17 protein-coding genes are annotated in these 21,901 nt (G+C 51.5%); all 17 read right to left on the bottom strand.

Annotated features, from left to right (window positions below):
- Positions 1-189 precede the first annotated feature (189 nt).
- Positions 190-2,187: a V-type ATP synthase subunit I gene (locus LLG09_01745; GenBank protein MCE5195842.1), complete on the bottom strand. Its 1,998-nt coding sequence runs from the start codon at positions 2,185-2,187 to the stop codon at positions 190-192.
- Positions 2,174-2,497: a hypothetical protein gene (locus LLG09_01740; GenBank protein ID MCE5195841.1), complete on the bottom strand. Its 324-nt coding sequence runs from the start codon at positions 2,495-2,497 to the stop codon at positions 2,174-2,176. Before LLG09_01740 ends, LLG09_01745 begins: the two co-directional genes overlap by 14 nt.
- 1,840 nt (positions 2,498-4,337) lie before the next feature.
- On the bottom strand, positions 4,338-5,717 hold the full coding sequence (locus LLG09_01735; GenBank protein MCE5195840.1) for an MATE family efflux transporter: 1,380 nt from the start codon (positions 5,715-5,717) through the stop codon (positions 4,338-4,340).
- A 268-nt stretch (positions 5,718-5,985) separates the two neighbouring features.
- The gene (locus LLG09_01730; protein MCE5195839.1) at positions 5,986-6,150 is read right to left on the bottom strand and encodes a hypothetical protein; all 165 of its coding nucleotides are present in this window, start codon (positions 6,148-6,150) and stop codon (positions 5,986-5,988) included.
- A gap of 266 nt (positions 6,151-6,416) precedes the next feature.
- A complete protein-coding gene (gene nifJ, locus LLG09_01725; GenBank protein MCE5195838.1) occupies positions 6,417-9,941 on the bottom strand; it encodes a pyruvate:ferredoxin (flavodoxin) oxidoreductase in 3,525 nt (1,174 codons plus the stop codon).
- Between the two features lie 102 nt (positions 9,942-10,043).
- On the bottom strand, positions 10,044-10,871 hold the full coding sequence (locus tag LLG09_01720) for an RNA methyltransferase (protein ID MCE5195837.1): 828 nt from the start codon (positions 10,869-10,871) through the stop codon (positions 10,044-10,046).
- A gap of 85 nt (positions 10,872-10,956) precedes the next feature.
- Positions 10,957-12,189: a hypothetical protein gene (locus LLG09_01715; GenBank protein ID MCE5195836.1), complete on the bottom strand. Its 1,233-nt coding sequence runs from the start codon at positions 12,187-12,189 to the stop codon at positions 10,957-10,959.
- Complete coding sequence (locus tag LLG09_01710) at positions 12,186-12,818, bottom strand: sigma-70 family RNA polymerase sigma factor (GenBank protein MCE5195835.1); 633 nt, start codon at positions 12,816-12,818, stop codon at positions 12,186-12,188. Before LLG09_01710 ends, LLG09_01715 begins: the two co-directional genes overlap by 4 nt.
- Positions 12,819-13,161: 343 nt before the next feature.
- Positions 13,162-13,692, bottom strand: a complete 531-nt coding sequence (locus tag LLG09_01705; protein MCE5195834.1) for a GNAT family N-acetyltransferase — start codon at positions 13,690-13,692, stop codon at positions 13,162-13,164.
- Between the two features lie 78 nt (positions 13,693-13,770).
- Positions 13,771-13,977 carry a hypothetical protein gene (locus LLG09_01700; protein MCE5195833.1) on the bottom strand — a complete coding sequence of 69 codons (207 nt, stop codon included), beginning with the start codon at positions 13,975-13,977 and terminating at the stop codon, positions 13,771-13,773.
- 184 nt (positions 13,978-14,161) lie between these two features.
- Positions 14,162-14,851 (bottom strand): flavodoxin family protein, encoded by a 690-nt coding sequence (locus LLG09_01695; GenBank protein MCE5195832.1) that lies wholly within the window; start codon positions 14,849-14,851, stop codon positions 14,162-14,164.
- Positions 14,852-15,098: 247 nt separating this feature from the next.
- Positions 15,099-16,187 (bottom strand): cell division protein FtsZ, encoded by a 1,089-nt coding sequence (gene ftsZ / locus LLG09_01690; protein MCE5195831.1) that lies wholly within the window; start codon positions 16,185-16,187, stop codon positions 15,099-15,101.
- 248 nt (positions 16,188-16,435) lie between these two features.
- Positions 16,436-17,158 carry an FtsQ-type POTRA domain-containing protein gene (locus LLG09_01685; GenBank protein MCE5195830.1) on the bottom strand — a complete coding sequence of 241 codons (723 nt, stop codon included), beginning with the start codon at positions 17,156-17,158 and terminating at the stop codon, positions 16,436-16,438.
- Between the two features lie 40 nt (positions 17,159-17,198).
- Positions 17,199-18,125, bottom strand: coding sequence for a D-alanine--D-alanine ligase (locus tag LLG09_01680; GenBank protein ID MCE5195829.1), 927 nt, complete (start codon positions 18,123-18,125; stop codon positions 17,199-17,201).
- Positions 18,125-19,549: a UDP-N-acetylmuramate--L-alanine ligase gene (gene murC / locus LLG09_01675; protein ID MCE5195828.1), complete on the bottom strand. Its 1,425-nt coding sequence runs from the start codon at positions 19,547-19,549 to the stop codon at positions 18,125-18,127. The genes LLG09_01680 and murC overlap by 1 nt, the downstream gene beginning before the upstream one ends.
- A gap of 112 nt (positions 19,550-19,661) precedes the next feature.
- Positions 19,662-20,771 carry an undecaprenyldiphospho-muramoylpentapeptide beta-N-acetylglucosaminyltransferase gene (murG, locus tag LLG09_01670; protein ID MCE5195827.1) on the bottom strand — a complete coding sequence of 370 codons (1,110 nt, stop codon included), beginning with the start codon at positions 20,769-20,771 and terminating at the stop codon, positions 19,662-19,664.
- 21 nt (positions 20,772-20,792) lie between these two features.
- On the bottom strand, positions 20,793-21,899 hold the full coding sequence (gene ftsW, locus LLG09_01665) for a putative lipid II flippase FtsW (protein MCE5195826.1): 1,107 nt from the start codon (positions 21,897-21,899) through the stop codon (positions 20,793-20,795).
- Positions 21,900-21,901: the final 2 nt, after the last annotated feature.

Raw genomic sequence — 21,901 nt, 5'->3', positions numbered from 1 at the left:
TCCGGAAAGACCAACACCAATACTGGAACCAATGCCTGCGACTAAAACGGCCATAGCGGCACCAAAAACTGCGAGACACCAACCGGCGTTGACACCAAACCATGATACAATTGTCATGAAAAATTCCTCCAAACGTATTTTTTTTGTTTTAGACTCCTAAGTATCAACAGCTATTTTCGCTGTAAAAACTTACTCTTTGATGACGGTATATTTGGTTTCCCGTCTGAAAGGTCGGAACGGGGTTCCGCCGCCTTCGAAGAACTTGGTAAAGAATTCCACATACTGTAAACGGGCAGAATGGACGAAACAACCAAGCAGGGAAAGTACGATATTGAAGAGGTGACCGCCCACTAAAAGGGCCAGCATCAGCAGCCAGCCAACAAAGGGGATGTCTTTCAGCATGACAGCAAAAGTATTGACCACCATGGCAATGACGCCGCCCGATAAGCCCAAAGCCAGCAAGCGGGTATAGGATAAGGTATCGCTCAACGGCCCGATGGTATTATAGAGCGCGTATAAACCGCCGCCCAGTTTGGCAAAAATATTGCTGGAACCGCGGCCCTGGGTCAGCACAATGCCCAAAGCGCCGGCGATGGCTGCGTATTTGCCAACGGCAGCCAGGCCGCTGAAGGCAGGCACGGTAGCGGTGAGAATAAAGAAGGTTAAAGCAGCGATCCAGAGCATCCAGGGGCCGCCATCGAGCAGGGCGCCAATTTTATCGCCCCGGCGCCAGGCGCCGATTGATTTCATCAGATAACCGGTCCAGACCTGCACAACACCCAAAGCAACGCAGAGAATCATCATGCCGATGGGATTGGACATGGGATCGATCAGTACGACTGCATCTTTGATACGGCGCAGGAAGGCAAGTGACGGCAGCAAATCCAATAAATTACCGAAAAAGCCGTTCAGACACAAACCAACAACCATGGTTAAGGCGCCGCAAGTCATAAATAAGCGGAAAAATTTCTTGCCGCCGGCATCGAGATCGTATTTTTTCATGAAATAGAAGCCTAAAATCAATAATAACAAACCATAGCCGGCATCGCCCAAAGCAATGGCAAAAAACAAGGCGAAGAAGGGCGCCAACACCGGGGTGGGATCCTGCTCGCGATAATTTGGCCAGCCATACATATTCATGACGAACTCGAAAGGTGTGGCGGCAGCGTTATTCTTGAGAACGATCGGCGGGTTGTCGCTTTCTTCCGGTTCGGTGATCAAAACGACCACCTCAGGAAAGTGCTCCTGCATCTTCTGCAGGAAGGCGTCGCGTTGTTTTTCTTCCAGCCATCCTTCCAGTAAAATAACGGTCTCGGTGGAAACGATCAGCTTTTTCACCTGATATTTCTGTACTCTCTGTCCGTAATAATCGCTTAACGCTTCCAGTTTGAGCTGGTCCGCCAGCATTGCGGTACTGGTCGCCACGATTTCCTCGCGCTCTTTTTGCAGCAACTGTATTTCGTTTTCGATTTCAATGAGAGCATCACTTGGTGTTTTTTCAGGCCGCGGCAGTACGACCGCTGAAAAATTCGTTTCACGCAGTGCCTGTTTCACTCGTTCATCCTGGCGAATTGCCAGCACTACCATCAGACAATCTTTGTTATTTTGCTCAATCAGCTCAACATGTACCTGCTGCTGGGTCGCTGCCGATAATTTGCTGAGCAGAGCCTGATACTGCGCATTTTGAATACTGCCCAGCACTGCTTCGGTTTCCTGCAGTTGATTCAGCTGAGCCGGAGCCAGATCAAGTTTTTGCCAGGGCGTCAGCTGACTGCGTTCAGCCGCCAAGCGGCTCAATTGGTTGGCGATTTCAGCCAGACGTTTTTCATACTGACTGAAGCGGTCAGCGACTGCCAAACCGTCGTAATTCTGAATAATATCAGCCATCTCTGTCTTGCTGATCTGCTTTTTCAGATTCATAAAGCTGACGATCAGACCTTCGGATTTTTTGTTGAACCGTTTGAGATATTCCAACGCCGATTTGATTCTTGCCTGCGCTTCGGCAGCGGCGCTGAGATCGAGATCGAGATCGCCGGAATCGATTTCCACAGCGAATTCACTGTCTTTCAGCTGCTGCTTGACATCCACTAATTGGACAGATCCCCACTCCTGCAAGGAAGTAATCAGCTTTTTTTGCCAGGTCTGGTGAGCGACGAGGCGGACTTTTTTCATCTCAGCGATTGCCAACGCGCTTCACCATCCTTTCCTTAATCAATGCAATTGCTTCGGGAATATGCTGCTCCGCACCGGAGACAATCTGACGTCTTGTTTCCTGATTTTCCAGACTGATCGACTGTAATTTCTCTTCTACGAGAGTCTTGCGTTCAGATAACAAACGCTCTGCTTCGGCGCGCGCTTCCTCGATGGTTTTTTCCAGTTTGAGCGCTGATTCTGTTTTGGCGTGAAAGATCAGTTCTTCAGCCTCAATTTTGGCTTTTTCCACCGTGGCAGCTGCTTCCTGCTCGGCATCTTTCACCTGACGGAGTATTTCTTTCATAGCTACCTCACCACCTTTCCTGCTCCTCTTGAAGTATTAAAGAAACGTAATTCGGGTTCCTCTTGAAGACCGAATATAAAAAAGATTTGGCTGAAGCCAGTCAGCGGCATGATAACGATACAATTATACCGATATTATATTATCGATTCATTAAAAAAGATGGACGGAAGAAGCCGCACCCCTCCTGTCCATCCTGTATTGGCTGAGTTGTCAGGATCGCTCCTCGCACTCAAAAACTGACCGCCTTTGTTGTGAAAATAATGATTATGATATCGTGATAAAATTAAGAGACAAGATATAATACCTTGACGTTGGAGGCTTTGTCAAGTTATATTATTTGCTATTTCAGGTGTCCTACCCGAATTTGCAGAATTCTTTCAATTGCCGTTTTGAATGGGCGGCATTGGAACGGTCTTGACCGTTCCCTGCCTTGTGTGTAGGTGAAATCAACACCGCAATGATAATGTGGTTACGCATGAAACGGGGTACGCGGAACGGTCAAGACCGTTCCCTACCTTGTGTGTAGGTGAAATCAACACCGCAATGATAATGTGGTTACGCATGAAACGGGGTACGCGGAACACCGAAATCAATTGCATTTACGCCGCCAAGCGATGGAATAATTATCGCATAACGCAAAACACGATGGGCAATGGAATAATTATCGCATAACGCAAAACACGATGGGCAATGGAATAATTATCGCATAGCGCAAAACACGATGGGCGATGGAATAATTATCGCATAGCGCAAAACACCATGGGCAATGGAATAATTATCGCATAGCGCAAAACACGATGGGCGATGGAATAATTATCGCATAGCGCAAAACACCATGGGCAAATGTAGGGAACGGTCTTGACCGTTCCGCACCTTGCGTGTAGGTTGAATTCACACCAAAATAACGATGAAGCTGCACATGGAACGCGGAACGGTCAAGACCGTTCCCTACCTTGTGTATATGTGAAATCAACACCGCAATAATAATGTGGTTACGCATGAAACGGGGTATGCGGAACGCTGGAACGGGGAACGCGGAACGGTCAAGACCGTTCCCTACCTTGCGTGTAGGTTGAATTCACGCCAAAATAACGATGAAGCTACGCCGGGAACGCGGAACGGTCAAGACCGTTCCCTACCTTGTGTATGGGTAAAAAAACACCACAATAACAATAGAGATGCACAGGTACGGGGAACGCGGAACGCTGGAACGGGGTACGCGGAACGGTCAAGACCGTTCCCTACCTTGTGTATGGGTAAAAAAACACCGCAATAATAATGTGGTTACGCATGAAACGGGGTATGCGGAACACCGAAATCAATTGCATTTACTCCGCCAAGCAATGGAATAATTATCGCATAGTGCAAAACACAATGGGCAAATGTAGGGAACGGTCTTGACCGTTCCGCACCTTGCGTATGGGTAAAAAAACACCACAATAACAATAGAGATGCACAGGTACGGGGAACGCGGAACGGTCAAGACCGTTCCCTACCTTGCGTGTGGGTAAAAAAACACCACAATAACAATAGAGATGCACAGGTACGGGGTACGCGGAACGCTGGTACGCGGAACGCGGAACGGTCAAGACCGTTCCCTACCTTGTGTATGGGTAAAAAAACACCGCAATAATAATGTGGTTACGCATGAAACGGAGTACGCGGAACGCATGGGACTGGGTACGCGGAACGGTCAAGACCGTTCCCTACCTTGTATGTAGGTTGAATTCACACCGCAATAACATTTTGTGTATGGGTAAATCAACACCGGCAAAACAATGGAGCTGCGTTGGGGCATTCGTTGTTTTCAACGCCGAGCGCTGGGGCAACATCTTTTCTTCTAAGCAATGATACTTTTTACCCAGCTGTCGGTTCTCAGCATGATATAACCGATGACCGATTTGATACCATCGGCCATGTTTACAATCAGATAGACCGTCACAATCGGCAGCCTGGTATAGCGCGAGAGGAAAAAGGCCAGGGGAACGCTGACGACACAGGTGAAGACACTGTCAAAGAAAAAGGTAATGATCGTTTTGCCGCCGGTACGCAGCGTAAAATAAACGCTGTGGTTAAAGGAGTGCAGCGGGAAGGCCATAGCAGCCACAATCAGGAAGCCGGATGCCATCTGACGAACCGCAGCTTCCGTATTGTAAATCAACGGAATGTAGGAAGAAAACAAAGCCAAGAGACAGCCCAGAACCACGGAGGTGCAGACATTGAGAAAAATCAGTTTATGATCGGTGTCTTTGGCTTTGGCGAAATCACCGGCACCCAGCTGCTGCCCAACCAAAACACCAACCGCATTGCCCATCGACATAAAAAAGATGGCGAATAATTGAGAAATCGTGGATGCTATATTCAGGGCGGCTACCACTGTGATACCGCGGAAGGCATAGTTGGCGGTGAGCGAGGCGGTGGCGATCGACCAGATCAATTCGTTGGCCAGTAAGGGAGAGCCTTTGATGGCAATGCCTTTGAGGATCTTCGCCGGGATATAGGCGCTTTGGAAGGCTTTGCGCACAAAATAGAAATTGTCTCTTTGCAGCCAGGTCACCCCAACAATAAAGCCCGCTTCTACCAAACGCGAAATCACGGTGGCAATGGCAGCCCCTGCCACGCCCAGGCGCGGGAAGCCGAAACTGCCGAAAATGAGCAGATAATTGCCAACCAGATTGGTCAGAACTGCCAGAATGCTGCCGGTCATGGCAATGACGGTATTGCCGCTTTCCCGTAAGGTGGAAGAAAAACACTGCGAAATCATAAACGGCACGATACCCCAAAGCATAATTTTGAGATATTGCCTGGCTAAAAGCATGGTTTGCGCCAGATCCGCCGCGTCTCCCGCCGTTTCATTCAGGAAAAGTTGAATCAATTGAACATCCCAAATGTTGAAGGCCAATATCGCCGCAAAACAAATCGCGATACCAAAGAGAATTTTGTAGCGAAAAGTATGCATGACGCCTTCATAATCCTTGCGGCCAAAGAACTGAGCTGAGAAAATAGAGGCGCCGGAAAGTCCACCGAAAATGGTAACGTTTAAGACGAAGAAAAACTGGCTGCAGATCGCCACAGCGGAAATCGCTTCCGTTCCGAGCCGGCCCACCATGACATTGTCCAATAAATTGACGATACTGGTAATCCCCTGCTGAATGATCATGGGAACGACCAACAGCAGGACCATCTGATAAAAGGCTTTATTGCCGATAAATTTTTTCATTACTACCTACATTTCTATTTTTGCCAGTGCCGGATCCGAATTGGCAATTAAACTGTCAAAATCCCCCAGGTCAACATGAATGCGGTCCAGATTCGCCGGGCAATCCAGTTTGGCGGCTGTTTCTCCGTTCAAACGGTGCGTTGACCCGGACGCTTCCGCAGTGTGGGCACAGCACTTTTGGTCGGCGGCAATGTACCAGGCACGGATAGAACATCACGTCCCCCTGTTGCCACACACGCTCCCTGGTCTCATAACCGAATCGTTTGGTTTACGCGCCGCATTTGGGGCAGCCAATGGCCGCCCCCTTCTGGATCCCAACATGAATGTGTAGGGCAGGTTCCTTCTCGTTAAACTCTGCGCCGATGATATACCACGGTTCTTCCAAACCGAGCGAACCCGCCATCATTTTCGATAGGTTGTTTATGGATTCCATTCCTTCACCACCCTGCTCCAATGATATCAGATCGACTACTTCGGGAGTAGAGCCTCTTTTTCTCTCTGCCATCCTTGATTTTTTCACTTTGCGAACTAAGTGATCCTTTTTTAAATTCTTTGATGCAAGGGAAATTTCCTTCCCTATGCTCAAAATTTATATCTTTGCTTTCGGCTGTTTTGTGCGGTACTGCAAGAAAGAGGCCGGAACTGATTTATTCCGGTCTCTTTTGACTGACGATTGCGCCAATCCCGACAGCGAACCCATTAATCCGGCTTTTTTGCCATTTTGCTGTGCATGGCAAACCGCTCGTCGGCTTCCTTTTCCGCCTTGGCAAAGAGCCGCTCCGCTTCCTGCGGAAATTCTTTTGCCAGCGCCGAAAAGCGGACTTCGCTCATTAAAAATGTTTTGAAATCTTCTTTTGCTGCCTGATAGTCGATTTGGAAAGGATTTTCACCGGCTGCTGCCCGCTCCGGATTGTAACGGTAGAGCGGCCAATAGCCCGCCAGGGTAGCTCGCTTGGCTTCCAGCTGCGATTCACCCATATTGATGCCATGATTGATGCAGGGAGAATAGCAAATCAGCAGCGAGGGACCGTTGTAGCTTTCCGCTTCCGCCAGAGCCTTGACAAATTGGTTTTGATTGGCGCCCATATTGACGGAGGCGACATAGACGTAGCCGTAGGACATCGCCATCATGCCGAGATCTTTTTTCTTGGTTTTCTTACCGGTGGCGGCAAATTTGGCCATGGCGCCGGTTGGCGTCGCCTTGGAGGCCTGACCGTTGGTGTTGGAATAGACTTCCGTATCAAGCACCAGCACATTGACATCGATATTCTGCGCCAGGACATGATCCAGGCCGCCATAACCGATATCGTAAGCCCACCCATCGCCGCCGAAGATCCAAATAGACGGCTTGACAAACAAATCGCTGCGTTCCAGAATCTCCGCGTAGGCTTTTTGGTCGGCTTCAGCGGCTTTGGCCATTGCCTGCGGCAGCAATTCTTTTAATTGCTCGCCGTACAGACGGGAGAGTTTGGCATCCATACGATGCTGCAGCCAATTCTCCAGGGCTGTTTTGACATCGCCTGTGATCGCTGTCGTCAGCATTTGCGTTACCAGCGCGGCTAATTGATCGCGGCGCTGGATATAGGCAATCGCCATGCCAAAACCATATTCCGCATTGTCTTCAAAGAGAGAATTGCCCCAGGCCGGGCCCTGCCCTTTTTGGTTGCTGCAATAGGGATTGGACGGCGCGCTGCCGCCGTAAATGGAGGAGCAGCCGGTGGCGTTGGCAATCACCATGCGGTCGCCGAATAATTGGGTCACTACTTTGATATAAGGAGTCTCGCCGCAGCCGGCGCAGGCGCCGGAGAATTGGAAGAGCGGCGAATTGAATTGGCTGCCTTTGACGGTGGCCACATTGAATCGGTTCTCCGTTCCGGGCAATTTTTCTACAAATTCATACTTCGCAATTTCGGTTTCCTTCACCGTCTGCAGATTTTGCAGCAGCAGCGCTTTGTCTTTGGCGGGGCAAACCTCAACACAGTTGCCGCAGCCGGTGCAGTCCAGAGGCGACACTTGAATGATGAATTGTTTCCCGGCTGCTTCTTTGCCAATGGCCGCTTTGCTGGTCAGACCGTTTGGTTTTTGGTTCAACGCGTCTGGCTCCGCCAAATAGGGGCGAATGGCCGCATGCGGGCAGACAAATGCGCATTGGTTGCATTGAATGCATTGCGACATCTGCCAGACAGGGATATCCACCGCGATACCGCGTTTTTCATAAGCGGTTGTCCCCACCGGATAGCTGCCGTCCGCCGGGAAAACGCTGACCGGCAGCTGATCCCCCTTCAGGGCAGTCATCGGTTGCGCGATATGGCTGATGAACCAAGGCAGATTCTCTTTGGCTTTGACCGGTTCCGGCAGGTCACGCCAAGCCGACGGCACGGGAATTTCCAGCAAGCCCGCAATGGAAAGGTCGATGGCGGCAAAGTTCATCGCCACCACTTTTTCGCCTTTTTTGCCATACGTCTTGACAACGGCTTGCTTGATGTAATCAATGGCCTGCGCCGAGGGAATGACATTCGCAATGTGGAAGAAGCAGGCCTGCATCACAACATTGATACGATTGCCCATGCCGACTTCGCGGGCGATTTTTAAGGCGTCGACCGTATAGAAGCGGGCTTGTTTTTCGGCCAGCGTTCGTTTCAGGCGGGCAGGCAGTTTCTCTGCCATTTCTGCGGCTGTCCAGGGAGAGTTCAGCAGGAAGATGCCGCCTGTTTTGAGATCGCCAGCCATATCATATTTATCCACAAAGGAGGGGTTATGACAGGCAATCAGGTCGGCCGCTCCAATCAGATAGGGCGATTGGATCGCTGTTTTGCCAAAGCGCAGATGCGAGACAGTGATACCGCCCGATTTCTTGGAATCGTAAACAAAATAGCCTTGCACAAAAAGATCGGTATGGTCGCCGATGATTTTGATGGAGTTCTTGTTGGCCCCCACCGTGCCGTCGGAACCAAGCCCATAAAACAGGCAGCTGTAGGCGCCGGGCGGAGCGGTATCGATTTTCTCAAGGATCGGCAGGCTGGTATGGGTCAGATCATCCTCAATTCCTACCGTGAAGCCGTTTTTCGGCTGCGCCTGGTGCAGATTCTGATAAACCGCATTGACCATGGAAGGAGTCAGATCTTTGGACCCCAGGCCGTAACGCCCCCCCACGACCTGGGGGTGCTCCGCTTGGTTGGCAAAGACAGCGCAGACGTCGAGATAGAGCGGTTCTCCCAGAGAGCCGGGTTCCTTGGTGCGATCCAGAACGGCTATTTTTTCTACGGTTTTCGGCAGCACGCGCAGGAAATCCCGGCTGGAGAAGGGACGGTATAAGCGGACTTTGATCAAACCGATTTTCTGTCCCTGACCGAGCAGATAATTGACCGTTTCTTCAATGGTTTCACAGGAGGATCCCATGGCAACGATGATTTCACTGGCATCCGCAGCGCCGATATAATCAAACGGCTGATAATGCCGGCCGGTCAGTTCACCGACTTTCTGCATCATTTCCGTCACGATCGCCGGAACCGCCTGATAATAAGAGTTGGCTGCTTCGCGGCCCTGGAAATAGATATCGGCATTTTGAGCGGTGCCATGCTGCACCGGGTGTTCCGGGTTAAGCGCCCGGGCGCGGAAGGCTTTGACTTCGTTCCAGTCGATCAGTTTTGCCATTTCCTCATAATCAATCAGTTCAATTTTTTGGATTTCATGCGAGGTGCGGAAACCGTCGAAGAAATGCAGGAAAGGCAGGTGGGCTTTCAAGGTGGCAAGATGAGCCACCAAAGCCAAGTCCATCACTTCCTGCACGGAAGCGGAAGCCAACATGACAAAGCCGGTCTGGCGGGTGGCCATGACATCCTGATGATCACCAAAGATGGATAAGGCATGGCTGGCGATGGCACGCGCCGAAACGTGGAACACGGTCGGCAGCATTTCACCGGCAATTTTATACATATTGGGAATCATCAGGAGCAGACCCTGCGAAGCGGTAAAGGTGGTGGTCATGGCGCCGGCACTCAACGCGCCGTGCACTGCTCCGGCGGCACCGGCTTCCGACTGCATTTCGGTGATTTTGAGGGTTTGTCCGAATAAATTCTTGCGGCCGGCGGCAGCCCATTCATCGCAGACCTCCCCCATGGTGGTGGAAGGGGTAATCGGATAGAGCGCCGCAAGATCACTAAAGGCATAAGCAACATGGGCAGCCGCGGTATTGCCATCGATGGTTTGTTTCGTGAACGGCATAAAAATCTCTCCTTTTCCTCACAGTATGGTTTTTTGTCATCCGGATCAGTGGAACCTGAAGGTGGATTTGAGCAAGCTAACGCTATTTCACTTTTAAGCCGATTACTGTTGTTGATTCAGAAAACCGGCATTGGAAACAGCGTAGCTGACGAGGGTCGCCGCAGCGGAAACATTGAGTGATTCCACTTTTGCGGCCATGGGAATGGTGATCAATTGCTGACAAACCTCACGTACTTCCGGAGAAATACCGACACTTTCGTTACCCAAAACAAAAATCGCTTTTTCGGCAAACTTCGTGCCGAAAAGATTTTTGCCTTTGGCGTCGCCGGATAAGCCGTAGACGGTAAAACCGGCTGTGACAGCCTGCTGCAGCGCTTCCAACAAGGTGGGATGGCGGTAGATATTCGCCTGGAAAACGGTTGCGGCTGCCGCTTTGATCACAAAGGGTTGATTGATGCTGGGCATACCCGCTTCCGGAATCAAAAGGCCATCCAGGCCGGAGGCCACCGCAGAACGAATGATCATGCCCAGGTTCGCCGGGGTAGTAATGCCGTCCAGGGCAATCAAACGGGCATTGGCCGGCGCCACAGCCAACCAGGCAGACCAATTGTGATCGATTTTACCAACCACATCCGCCACCACACCCTGATCCTCATCTTTGTTTTTGGATATACGGGAAAGCTGATCGCGGTCCATTTCTTTCACCGTAATTTTACGTTGATTTGCCAGCTGTACGATTTCGCGAATTGCTTCGGAACGGCTGTCTTTGGCGACCAAAACCCGTTCCACTTTGACATCGGCATGGAAAGCCAAGAGATCATGGACTGTTTTTTTACCGTAAACAGTAATGAATTGTTTGAAATATTCTTTCTTGGCCAGGTATTCCGGTGAATCCACAAATTGCCGCTCCATTGTTTTGTCTTTTGTCATACTTTTCTCCTCCCGATCGTTTCCTTTGCCAAACGATCTCACGTAAAAAGGCAGGGAATAATTTCTCCTGCCTTTCTGCTCAGCATTATTTAACTTGAAACTCAAAACTCAATTGATAGACCGTTCCTGCCTCTAAGGTTACGCAGCGAGAACCGATCGGATAGACAATGACCTCGCTTTGGTCGGCTGGTTTCTCCGAATCTTGCGTCGGCTGTAAACTGAAGGCAGGTAACAAAACCGTAGAACCGGCAGGAATCACGATTCCCTGCAAGAGTTCGACGAGTTCCTCCCCGGTTCCTTCTATTTTTAATTCTGTCAGAGATCCTGCTGCGGTAGCCTTTATGAGTTCAAAAGGCAAGGCGCTGTCCTTTACCGCCGTTAAAATCAGTTCCTGCAGCGCCTGGTCTATTTGGATTTGCACGCTGCGCGGTTCAGCCTGCAGCGGATCGGCCGGCGTTACCGCCGCGATGCCGGAGAGTGCGGTCGATTCTACCGTGCTGTCCGGACCGGCAGCGTTTGCTTCCGGCGGCAGCGGTGCCGGGCTTGCCAGAAGCGGATCGCTGGGGTTCGCCCGGGGGGGTTCAGCCGGTATTTGGCTGCCTGCCGCTTCGCCCGCAGCGATGGTCTTGCTGCCTATGGTCCCGCTGTCTATGGTCACGCTGTCTATGGTCCCGCTGTCTGTGGTCACGCTGTCTGTAGCCACGCTGTCTGTGGCCACGCTGTCTGTGGTCACGCTGTCTGTGGTCCCGCTGCCGGTCGGCGGTTCACTCACTTCCGGTAGCATCGGCACAGTCAGAGCGGCTCCCGGCTGGTCCGGTCGATTGATCCCCTGCCCTGTTTTTTCCACCGGTTCCGTGCCTGCGCTTGTGTCCGCAGCCGTACCTTTTTCTTTTGCCGTATCCGTGATACCAGCCTCTGCAACCGTCTGCTCCGGCCGAACCAGAAGTCCGGAAGTCTGGATCAGCATCGCAACCGCGGCGATTGCCGCGATCGCGGCGGCAGTCCAAAACCGCCGATGCTGTTTTGCTCTTTTTACCGGGACCGCTCTCGTTTTGGCGCTGTCAGCTGTTTGCTTTGCCGCGGCAGCCGCCGTCAATTTTTCGCCAGCGATGGCCGCCATGATACTGCGATGCAGATTTGGGGGAAGTTCCGCCGGATGATCCGCTCTGATTGCAGCCTGAACTTTCTGCAGCCAAAGAAATTCCTGACGGCACGCGGCGCATTCCGCCAGGTGCTGTCTGAGTTCCGGGGACCATTGCTCTTCCGGCAGGGCTATAACAGCAGACAATTCTGTTCTGCAATCCTGACAATTCATCATTCGGAACCTCCTTTCTGATCAGTATGACGCAGATAACCCTGAAAAAGTTCCGCTTGGTCGATGATGATCTGCCGCAGAGCGCAACGGGCGCGGGAAATACGGGATTTGACCGTGCCTAATTTGCATTGCAGCAGCTCTGCAATTTCTTCGTAACTTCTGTTTTCGATATCGCAGAGGATCAGGATGATTTTCTGATCCGGATTGAGCAATTTTAAGGCTTCCTGCACTAAAAACTGCAGATCGGCGCGTTCCAAAAGCTCCTGCGGCAGCGGCGCGGCATCGCTCGGCTCCGTCTCCTTTTCAAAAATGTCCTTTTGATTCAAACTAAAGGACGCGACCTTCTCCACCCGCTGTCGTTTTCGCAAAAAATCGAGGCAGGCGTTGACAGCCAGGCGATAAAACCAGGTATTGAAAGTGGATTCCCCTTTAAAACTGTTGAGGGAACGGTAGAGTTTCAGGAAAATCTCCTGCGTCATTTCCAGGGCGTCATCGGGATTGTCAGCCATGCGATAAGCCAATCGATAGACTTTTTTTTCGTAGAGATGAACCAATTGCTCAAAGGCTGCTTCGTCTTTGCGCTGAGCTGCCAAGACAAGCCGGGCGAGTGCGGTCGCTTCCTCCTGCGTCATCGCGTTTCCTCCTCTCTCTCTCTCTGCTGCCCTGCAAAAGGATTTCTGCAAGCCGGATGCGGCGGCACAAAGCCATTATTTCAGCTCATCTCGTGAAAAGACCGCAAGAAAGCAGTTTCTTGCAGTCTGCTGCAAGGTCAGGCAACGCCTCCGGATCTTTCTTTCAGAAAAATCCGGTTTCCCTGTTTTGTCAGGCGGTAGCTGCTCTCTTGCTTTTTTAACACAAAGAAACAACGGCTCTGCCGCCGCTTTTATTTTTTATCCGATTGTTGCAAGCTTCGCTGCGCATCCTTACATCTCCCAAGCTTATTTTGTCATATTTTAGCATTGGCGGTAGCGACTGTCAAGAATCCTTTTGGATCCAAAAGAGATAGGATGGGTGCAGCAAGCCGGTTGGCGCATAAAATTCGTCTTTCAGATAACAAAAGCCCAATCCCTGCAGGACTTTTTGGGAGCCGCTGTTCTTGGGGTGGTGGCCGGCAAAAAGCGCTTTGGCCCGCAGAACTTCCGCGGCGTATGTCATGACGCGCCGCGCCGCTTCGGTCGCCAACCCTTTTCCCCACTGCCGGCGCACCAGATGCACCCCGATTTCCAGGATGCCCTGCTCCGGCGCATAGGGGCGTAAACCGCAGCAGCCTAAGAATTCCTCCGTTTTCAACAGAAAGATCGGCCAATACTGCATCTGATGAATTTGCTGATTTTCAATTTCTTTGGTCAGTCTGGCGCTGATTTCCGCTTCGCTGAAGCGGCCGCTGGCGCAAATCCATTGTGTCACAGCGGCATCACCCCATAAGCGGCGCGCCAACGGCAGATCTTCCGGGCGCCAGTGCCGAAAACCAATACGCTCGCTTTGCATAAAATATTCTGTTGCCATTTTGTTTCGCCTCACTCCGCTGTCATTCGATTCATTCCAACAAACAGATTTTTTTCGAGCAAGAGAAGGTTTGGTTGCTTAATTCTTTTTCGCAACCAACCGTGTCACCAATTGACGCTCTTTTTTTACCCGCTCGTATTCCGCAAAGGCACGGAAAGGCTGCTCACGGCAGCTGTTTTCGAGCCCCGACAACGTCTCACAGCTGCCATAACCGAAATCCGGCATGGATTTGCGGGCCCCGGAAAAAGAGACACACAAATCCGGATCGAAAAGCCACCCTTCCATGCGGCCAGCCGCAGACCGTGCCAGCGATGAATTGTCTGCGGTGCGGCAGCGCTGTTTGGCAAAACCGCGTCATTGGGGCGCCTGTGCAAGAGCCGATTTTCCGCTGCCGGCTGATTCTGCCTGCGGCTGATGCGGCAAACCAGCAAAACGGCACAAAGCAGGCTGGCGATCCACTGAACGATGCTCATTCTCTCACTGCGTCATTCAGTTTCTCCGCCAGTTCCGCCACCGCTTGCAGCGCTTTTTCATCGAAAGCGGCAGCGAGGCGATCGGTTGCGAGAGAAACCGCTTCACCGACCAATTTGGCATTCATTTCGTGCAGGAGAATCTTGGCGGTAGCGCGCGCTCTGTCGGCCTTGCCGTCGCCGCCGCCGCAAAGGATGATGCCGCCGCGTTTCGGTTTGATCTGCAGTTTGATCTTGCGGATTCGCCGGTTGGCATAATAGGTCTGCAAACGGGAGGTCAGTGCCAGCAAAGCTCCGGATAATTCGGAAAACTGGATGGCAGAAGCGATTACCACGTTGTCGCTGTCTTCAATTTCCCGATAAATTTCCTGCATATCATCCTGAATGGAACAGCCTGTATGGCGCCAGCAATAGCGGCAGTCGATGCAGGGACTGACCTTGCTGCCATAGGCGTTGACGACACGCACCTCACCGCTTAATTGTTCTTTCAGTTTTTCAATTAAGAAGGCTGTGTTGCCATTTTTACGGGGAGAACCGTTGAAGATCAGCGTGTGCCGGCAGAGCGGCGTTGGGCTGGGCTGCGCGGCACTTTCGGGCAGTGCTGCCTGATTCGGTAAGAGTGATTGCGGCTGCAAGATCTCCTGCTGCAGCCCGGCTTGTTCTTGAGTCAATTTGATTTGTTCCGGCATTTTCAGACAACCTTTCTCTATGATGAACTTCAATGTGAGTAAGCTTTTGTTTCCTATATGGTATGATGTTAGCACGGCTTTTCAGAAAAAGCAATGGTCAGAATCTGCTGCCGCCGGCTGCTCCGGATTTTGCGGCAGGACATTGCCGAAAAAATGGGAAATGGTGGTTCCGCCATTTTGAAAAGACCCGCTGCTCTCTCTCCTGCGCGCAGGAGAGAGAGCAGCGGGTTTTGCTGTCATGGTATTTTTACTTTTTTTGCAGGAACGGCGGCACGGAAAAATCGGCGCCGGATTTGGCCTGGTTTTGTTTCATTGCCATGGAGATGGTCCGCTCGTCCCGCATCTCCGGCTTCTTGTTCGGATCAAAATAGGGAGACCGCTGTTTCTGGTCAAAACCGGTGGCTACGACGGCCAGACGCACCTGGTCTTTCAATTTTTCGTCAATCGAAGTCCCCCAGATGATCTGGGCATCCGGATCGACCGCCTGAGTAATGATATCGGCAGCTTCCGTTGTTTCATATAAGGTTAAATCCGGTCCGCCGGCAATGTTCAATAAGACGCCGCGGGCTCCTTCAATCGATGTTTCCAGTAAGGGGCTGGAAATCGCCATTTTGGCAGCCTGGACCGCTCTGCCTTCACCCTGACCGTAGCCAATGCCCATGATGGCAGTACCGGAATCAACCATAATCGATTTGACATCGGCGAAGTCCAGGTTGACAATACCGGGAACCACAATTAAGTCGGAAATCCCCTGCACACCCTGACGCAGGATTTCATCCACCATTTTAAAGGCGTCAAGCAGGGTTGTCTTTTTATCGATTACCTGCATCAGGCGGTCATTCGGTATGGTGATCAGAGCATCCACTTTTTCCCGCAGTCTTGTGATGCCAAGATCGGCCTGCGCGGCGCGCCGGCGCCCTTCAAAAGCAAAAGGTTTGGTCACGACGGAGATGGTCAGCGCCCCCAATTCTTTGGCCACATCCGCCACAACGGCGGCTGCGCCCGTGCCGGTACCGCCGCCCATGCCGGCCGTGACAAAGACCATATCAGCGCCTTTCAGGACGCGAGCCAGTTCATCCCGGCTCTCCTCGGCCGCTTTCAAACCGATGTCCGGATTGCCGCCCGCCCCCTGACCGCGTGTTAATTTCATGCCAATCTGCAGCTTTTGATCCGCCAAAGAGTGTTCTAAAACGGCGCCGTCTGTGTTCACAGCAATAAATTCTACCCCTTTTAAGCCGGCCGCGATCATGCGGTCCACCGCATTGCTGCCGCCGCCGCCTACGCCAATGACCTTAATTTTTGTGATTTCCTGCATATCAGATTGAACTTCCAACACGGGCTCCACTCCTCTTCATAATTCTTGCTGCCGATGATTTTACCTTTTTATCGCTCGCCTGACAGGATTTTTCTCTGTTCGTATTGAAAAACCGGCTTACGCAAAGCCTTTGCCTAAAAATTCGTCCTGCTGACGGGGGATTCCTCCCTGTTCTCCGAAAGAATATCCTGTAGAAACAGCCGCCGTTTTTGCTGACGGCAAGCAAAGCAGCGTTCGGCTGCTCTTTTTTCAACCTGCTTTGGTAGAATTTAGTCCGGAATAAAGACCGGTTTTCCTTCCTGCAGAATGATCGTACCCAATTGATTTTTCTCACGCAGCAGGAGAATAATGGTGCGCAGATTATCCAATTGTTCGCTGCTGACTTCGTTGCCTTGTACTTGTATCCGATAATTATCCACCGAAACAATGGTGAGATAGCGGGCATCCGTCAGCTTGATTTCCGCCACCATTTTTTTAAATGTATCGCTCATCTGCCCGATCAGCAGCTTGACACGGTTGATATCCGGCTCAGCCGGTATGCGGTCACCGACACCCAGAAAAGGCAGCTCGATGCCGGTCAGCAGGATCGCCTGTTCGTTCGCCGGTAATTGGGTTGCAATTTCCAAAGCAATTCCCTCATCGGATATCGCCAGGTAATTGCCATGATAAGGAATATAAGCCATGATTTGACGTTCGGTGAGCGTGATCTGCATTTTATTGGGTAACAGATAGCGAATCTGCGCCCGGGCAATCCAAGGCGTTTTGACAAGTTTCGCTTGCAGCGGCTGCAAACGCAAGAGAAGCAAAGGCTTGCCGACCGGTTCCCCCAACACATAGTAAATCTCGTTGATATCTGCTTTGACATTGCCGATAATCGTTAATTCGCTCAAACGGAAAATGGGCAGCAGCAAAAGAGAAAGCAGCAAAAGCAAAGGCAGCAGCAAAAGGAATCGAATTTTCCAACCAATCTGCGGCGGTTTGAGCCGTTTCAATGCGCTGCCCCCTTCCCTCGTCTGCAACGATGCGATGATCTTATGCTTCCAAAGCCAACTGGATCAATTTCTCCACCAAATCCGCGTAGGAATAGCCAATTGCCTTGGCTGCATCCGGCACCAGACTGGTACCCGTCATGCCGGGCAGTGTATTGACCTCCAGCAGCCAGCAGCGGTCTTCGTTGTCCGCAAAGAAATCCGACCGTGAAATACCGCGGCAGCCTAAGGCACGGTGCGCCCGCACCGCCAGCGCTTTGGCCTCCGCTTCCACTGCCGGCGCGATGCGGGCGGGAATTATATGCTTGCTCATATTAAGCGCGTATTTTGCTTCATAATCATAAAACTCATGGGCAGAAACTATTTCAATACAAGGTAAAACGGTTAGTTCGCGATTACCCCAGATGGCCACGGTCAGTTCCGTGCCGCTGATCGCTTCTTCAATCAAGACTTCCGTGTCATACTGCAAAGCCAAACGCAGAGCCGGCAGCAGAGCCTGCCGTTCTTTCACCAAGGTCAAGCCAATTGAGGAACCCTGGGAAGCGGGTTTCACAATCAAATGCTCCACGCCGCTGAAAACAATCTCCACTTGTTCCCGAATGTGTTGCAAATCCGTATATTGATCAACAGGCAGCCATTTTGGCGTTCTGATTTGTGCAAATTCAAAGATTTTCTTCGACATGATTTTATTCATCGCCAAGGCGCTGGCTAAAACGCCGGAACCGACATAAGGGATCCCCATAATTTCCAATAAACCCTGGACAGTACCGTCTTCTCCGAATTTGCCGTGCGAAGCGATAAAAGCAACGTCGACCGGCATAGCCTGCAGTGCGCCGGGTAACTGCGCGTCAATTTCCATTTGATAAGCGCGATAACCTCGCGACTGCAGCGCTGCGATAATACCCGCAGCCGTTTTTAAGGAAATTTCTCTTTCCGATGATCTGCCGACTAAAACCGCAACATTTTTCATCATTTGCTTTCTCCTTTTGCATTTTCTCCGCCGGCAGAAAGTGAATTTTGCAATTCCTGCAGCAAGGGGATCCCAAATTGATTGATATCACCGGCTCCCATAAAAATCACCATATCACCGGGCCGTAAAAGCGGTGCCAACCGCTGCGGCAATTGCTTTTTATCCGCGATATAGATGACTTGTCTTTGCGGATCCCATTCGCGCACTGCTTCGACCAGCATTTGACCATCGACGCCGGGTTCCGGTCTTTTTTCTCTTGAGGCAAAGATATCGGTCAGAATGACCAGGTCGGCATCAAAAAAGGCTTTGCCGAACTCATTTCTGAGATTTCTGGTGCGGGAATAAAGATGCGGCTGAAAAACAACCACGAGACGCTTGGGCTGATAGGTCCTTGCCGCCGCCAGGGCTGCTTTGATTTCCGTCGGGTGATGGGAATAATCTTCGATGACGGTGATTTCCCCTATACTGCCGATTTTTTCAAAACGCCGTTTGGCACCGCAAAAGTCAGCCAGGCCCTGCCGAATCTCGGCCATGCCCAAGCCCAGATGCAGACAGATTCCCACAACAGCCAGAGCATTCTGCACATTGTGTCTGCCGGGGACCTGCAGCTCAATCTCGCCTAAAACAGCATGATCCAGCACAACCTGAAATTGACTGTGACCATTCTGCAAAACGACCTTGGTTGCCTGCAGCCGCGCATCGGCGGCAAAACCATAACTCAGATAGGAGCAAGTCAGTTGCGGCATGATTTTGCGTACGCTGTCGGAATCGATTCCCAGCATGGCAAAGCCGTCGGCCGGCAATTGATTCAAATACGTTACGAAAGCCTGTTCAATATGGCAGAGCGACGGATAATAGTCCAAATGATCGGCTTCAATGTTGGTGATCACGGCGTATTTGTAGTTCAGGTTGAGGAAACTGCCGTCGCTTTCATCCACTTCGGCCACCAGATAGCGTCCTTTCCCCCAACAGGCATTGCCATTGATCTCTGCCAATTCGCCGCCCAGGATTGCGGCGGGCTCTTGGCCGGCACTGAGCAGGACCGTCGTCAGCATCGAGCTGGTGGTCGTTTTCCCATGCGCGCCGGCCACCGTGATGCTTTCTTTTTCCGCCATCAGAACATTCAGCAGTTTGGAACGGTGCCAAATCGGGATGCCCCGCCTCCCGGCTTCTTCCACTTCCGCATTTTCATATTTAATGGCCGATGAAACCACAACCAGCTCCGCATCGCCCAATTGTTCCGCTTGATGACCGCAGTAAACCTTGGCGCCCAGGCGGCGCAAATCTTCTGTGATATGAGATTCGCTTTCATCCGAACCGGAGACTGCCACGCCGCGACCCAATAAAATACGCGCCAGAGCACTCATACCGATCCCGCCGATGGCGACAAAATGGACTTTTTGATATTGACCCAAATTTTCCATATAAAACACCTTCCTCTTCACAGCGCAGGTTGTTTTCCATCAATCCGATCGATCGCAAACTCCCCTTTTGCCAGGCAGGTGCGCGTTGGTTGGCCGCGATCGGTTTTTTCTGTTATTGCTGTTTTTTAGCGATTTGACAGGCTAAGTCGGCAAATTGCCTGGTTGCATCCGGTTTGGCCATCGCCAGGGCCGCCTGACGCATCCGCTGCGATTCCTCTTCGTCGAACAAAATCCGGTTGATTGTCTGCAGCAGCAGCGTTGGGGTCAGATCCTTTTCCCGAATCATCACGCCGGCGCCTTGGCTTTCAATCGCCCTGGCATTATATTCCTGGTGATTATCCGCCACATGGGGGGACGGGATATAGATGGCGGGAATACCGACCAGATTGATTTCGGCAATCATACCGCCGGAACGGGAGATGATCAGATCGGCCGCCTGCAAGCCGGCTGCCATATCGAACAAATAAGGCAGCAGATGCAGGTTTTTATGCCGCAGGTAGCCGAGCGCGTCCAGTTTTGCCGCAATCTTTGCGAAATGCGCTTTGCCCGTGGCAAAAATAACCTGCTGACCGCTCTGGCATAAATAATCGGGCAGCACCGCCAAAACGGCTTCATTGATCGGTTCCGCTCCGCGGCTGCCGCCAACCACCAGCAAAGTTTTCAGTTCTGGATTGAGCGCCAGACGCTCGATTGCCTCCGCTCTGCCGGTTGCCATAATTTCCGGTCTGACCGGATTACCGATGACATACTGCGGCTTATTGTCGGGAAAATAGCGGCTTGACTCAGGGTATGAGAGTGCGATGGAGGTCACAAATCTGGCCAGCAGCCGGTTGGTCAGGCTGGGCAGCGCGTTCTGTTCATGGATTAAAGTGGGAATTCCCATCAGTGCGGCCTGCAGAATCACGGGTCCGGCAACATAGCCGCCGGTACCGACCGCCACGTCCGGTCGGAATTCCTTCAGGTAAGCATGCGCCTGAAAAAAACCGTTGGCCGCTGTGACAATTGTTTTGAGGGTATCCACAGAGATTTTACGTTGAAAACCGCGGGAAGAGATCACGGAAAATGGGATCCCTTCCTGCATGACCAACTCGGATTCCATTCCTCTTTGCGTACCCAGATATAACACCTGCAGGGGTTCCGGTCTCGCCTGCAATTCCTTGATTAAAGCAATGGCCGGATTGATATGCCCGCCGGTACCACCGCCGGTCACAACCAGTCGCATGTCAACACATCCTTTCCGGCACTAGGAAGCACTTGGTCTGGCGCGGGAGGCATTCAGTATCAACCCCACGGCAATCAGCGACATGACCAGAGAAGAACCGCCCGCACTGATAAACGGCAGCGTGATCCCGGTTGCAGGAATGGAGGAAGTAACCACCGCCATATTGACAATTGCCTGCAGACAGATCATGGAGGTAAAACCGATCGCCAAAAAAGAGGCGAAAATATCGTCTGTTTTGCGGGATATGAGATAACCGCGCCAAAGAAAAACAATGAAGAGCAGAATCAGGGCGCCGGCGCCAAGCAAACCCGTTTCTTCCGCAACGATAGCAAAAATAAAATCGCTCATGGATTCCGGCAGATAACCGTATTTCTGTCTGCTTTTCCCATACCCCAAACCGGTCAGCCTGCCGGAAGCGATGGCGTATAACGACTGTATCACCTGCCAGCCATGTCCGACCGGATCTTGCCAGGGATCGAGAAATGTCTTGATTCGGTCCATCCGGTATTCTTCGCCAAACGCCAGGTAAACCAAAGCTGCTCCGCCGCTCAGACCGGCTAAAATCGTATAAATCCAGGGTAAGCCCGCAATGAACATCATGATTGCCGCGGTGCCGATCACAATCAGCATCGTACTGTAATCCGGCTGCTTCAAAATGAAAGCACATGGGATCAGAATCAAAACGGCGCAGTAAGCCACGTCTTTCAATTGGCATAAATTACCTTGTATCTCACTGAATTTTTTGGCCAGCAGGACGACAACGGCTATTTTCGCCGCTTCGGATGGCATAAACGTGGTGAAACCCAGGTTCAGCCAGCGGGTTGCTCCGTTGCGGTTAATGGCCAGGGCGGGAATATACAACGCAGCCAGGAGCAGCAAACCAAAAATGTAGAAAGGCATTGCCCCTTTTTTAAACCAATCCAAAGGAAGCAAAGCAGTAACGAACATGACAGCAAATCCCATGATGGCCCATTTGACCTGGTTCAGCGCGTAATAATTGCTCTCCACACCCAACTGCGGCGCCGTCACCGAGCTGGAGGAGTAAACCATAATCAAGCCAAAACCCACTAACATCAAGACGGTCAGAAATAACCAGATATCCGGTAAACGCCTTTTAGATCCAGCCACAG

This window comes from Negativicutes bacterium (assembly GCA_021372785.1).
Classification (GTDB): Bacteria; Bacillota; JAAYKD01; order JAAYKD01; family JAAYKD01; genus JAJFTT01.
The sequence above is the reverse complement of the archived record's forward strand: the minus strand, read 5'-3'. Positions and strand labels throughout refer to the sequence as shown.

Excerpts from the sequence above, each read along its gene's own strand:
- murG (MCE5195827.1), bottom strand. The coding sequence starts at position 20,771 with ATGCGACTGGTTGTGACCGGCGGTGGTACCGGCGGGCATATCAATCCG.
- LLG09_01740 (MCE5195841.1), bottom strand. The coding sequence starts at position 2,497 with ATGAAAGAAATACTCCGTCAGGTGAAAGATGCCGAGCAGGAAGCAGCT.
- LLG09_01710 (MCE5195835.1), bottom strand. The coding sequence starts at position 12,818 with ATGACGCAGGAGGAAGCGACCGCACTCGCCCGGCTTGTCTTGGCAGCT.
- murC (MCE5195828.1), bottom strand. The coding sequence starts at position 19,549 with ATGGAAAATTTGGGTCAATATCAAAAAGTCCATTTTGTCGCCATCGGC.
- LLG09_01695 (MCE5195832.1), bottom strand. The coding sequence starts at position 14,851 with ATGCCGGAACAAATCAAATTGACTCAAGAACAAGCCGGGCTGCAGCAG.
- LLG09_01700 (MCE5195833.1), bottom strand. The coding sequence starts at position 13,977 with ATGGAAGGGTGGCTTTTCGATCCGGATTTGTGTGTCTCTTTTTCCGGG.
- LLG09_01715 (MCE5195836.1), bottom strand. The coding sequence starts at position 12,189 with ATGATGAATTGTCAGGATTGCAGAACAGAATTGTCTGCTGTTATAGCC.
- LLG09_01730 (MCE5195839.1), bottom strand. The coding sequence starts at position 6,150 with ATGGAATCCATAAACAACCTATCGAAAATGATGGCGGGTTCGCTCGGT.
- LLG09_01680 (MCE5195829.1), bottom strand. The coding sequence starts at position 18,125 with ATGAAAAATGTTGCGGTTTTAGTCGGCAGATCATCGGAAAGAGAAATT.
- LLG09_01720 (MCE5195837.1), bottom strand. The coding sequence starts at position 10,871 with ATGACAAAAGACAAAACAATGGAGCGGCAATTTGTGGATTCACCGGAA.
- LLG09_01705 (MCE5195834.1), bottom strand. The coding sequence starts at position 13,692 with ATGGCAACAGAATATTTTATGCAAAGCGAGCGTATTGGTTTTCGGCAC.
- LLG09_01735 (MCE5195840.1), bottom strand. The coding sequence starts at position 5,717 with ATGAAAAAATTTATCGGCAATAAAGCCTTTTATCAGATGGTCCTGCTG.
- nifJ (MCE5195838.1), bottom strand. The coding sequence starts at position 9,941 with ATGCCGTTCACGAAACAAACCATCGATGGCAATACCGCGGCTGCCCAT.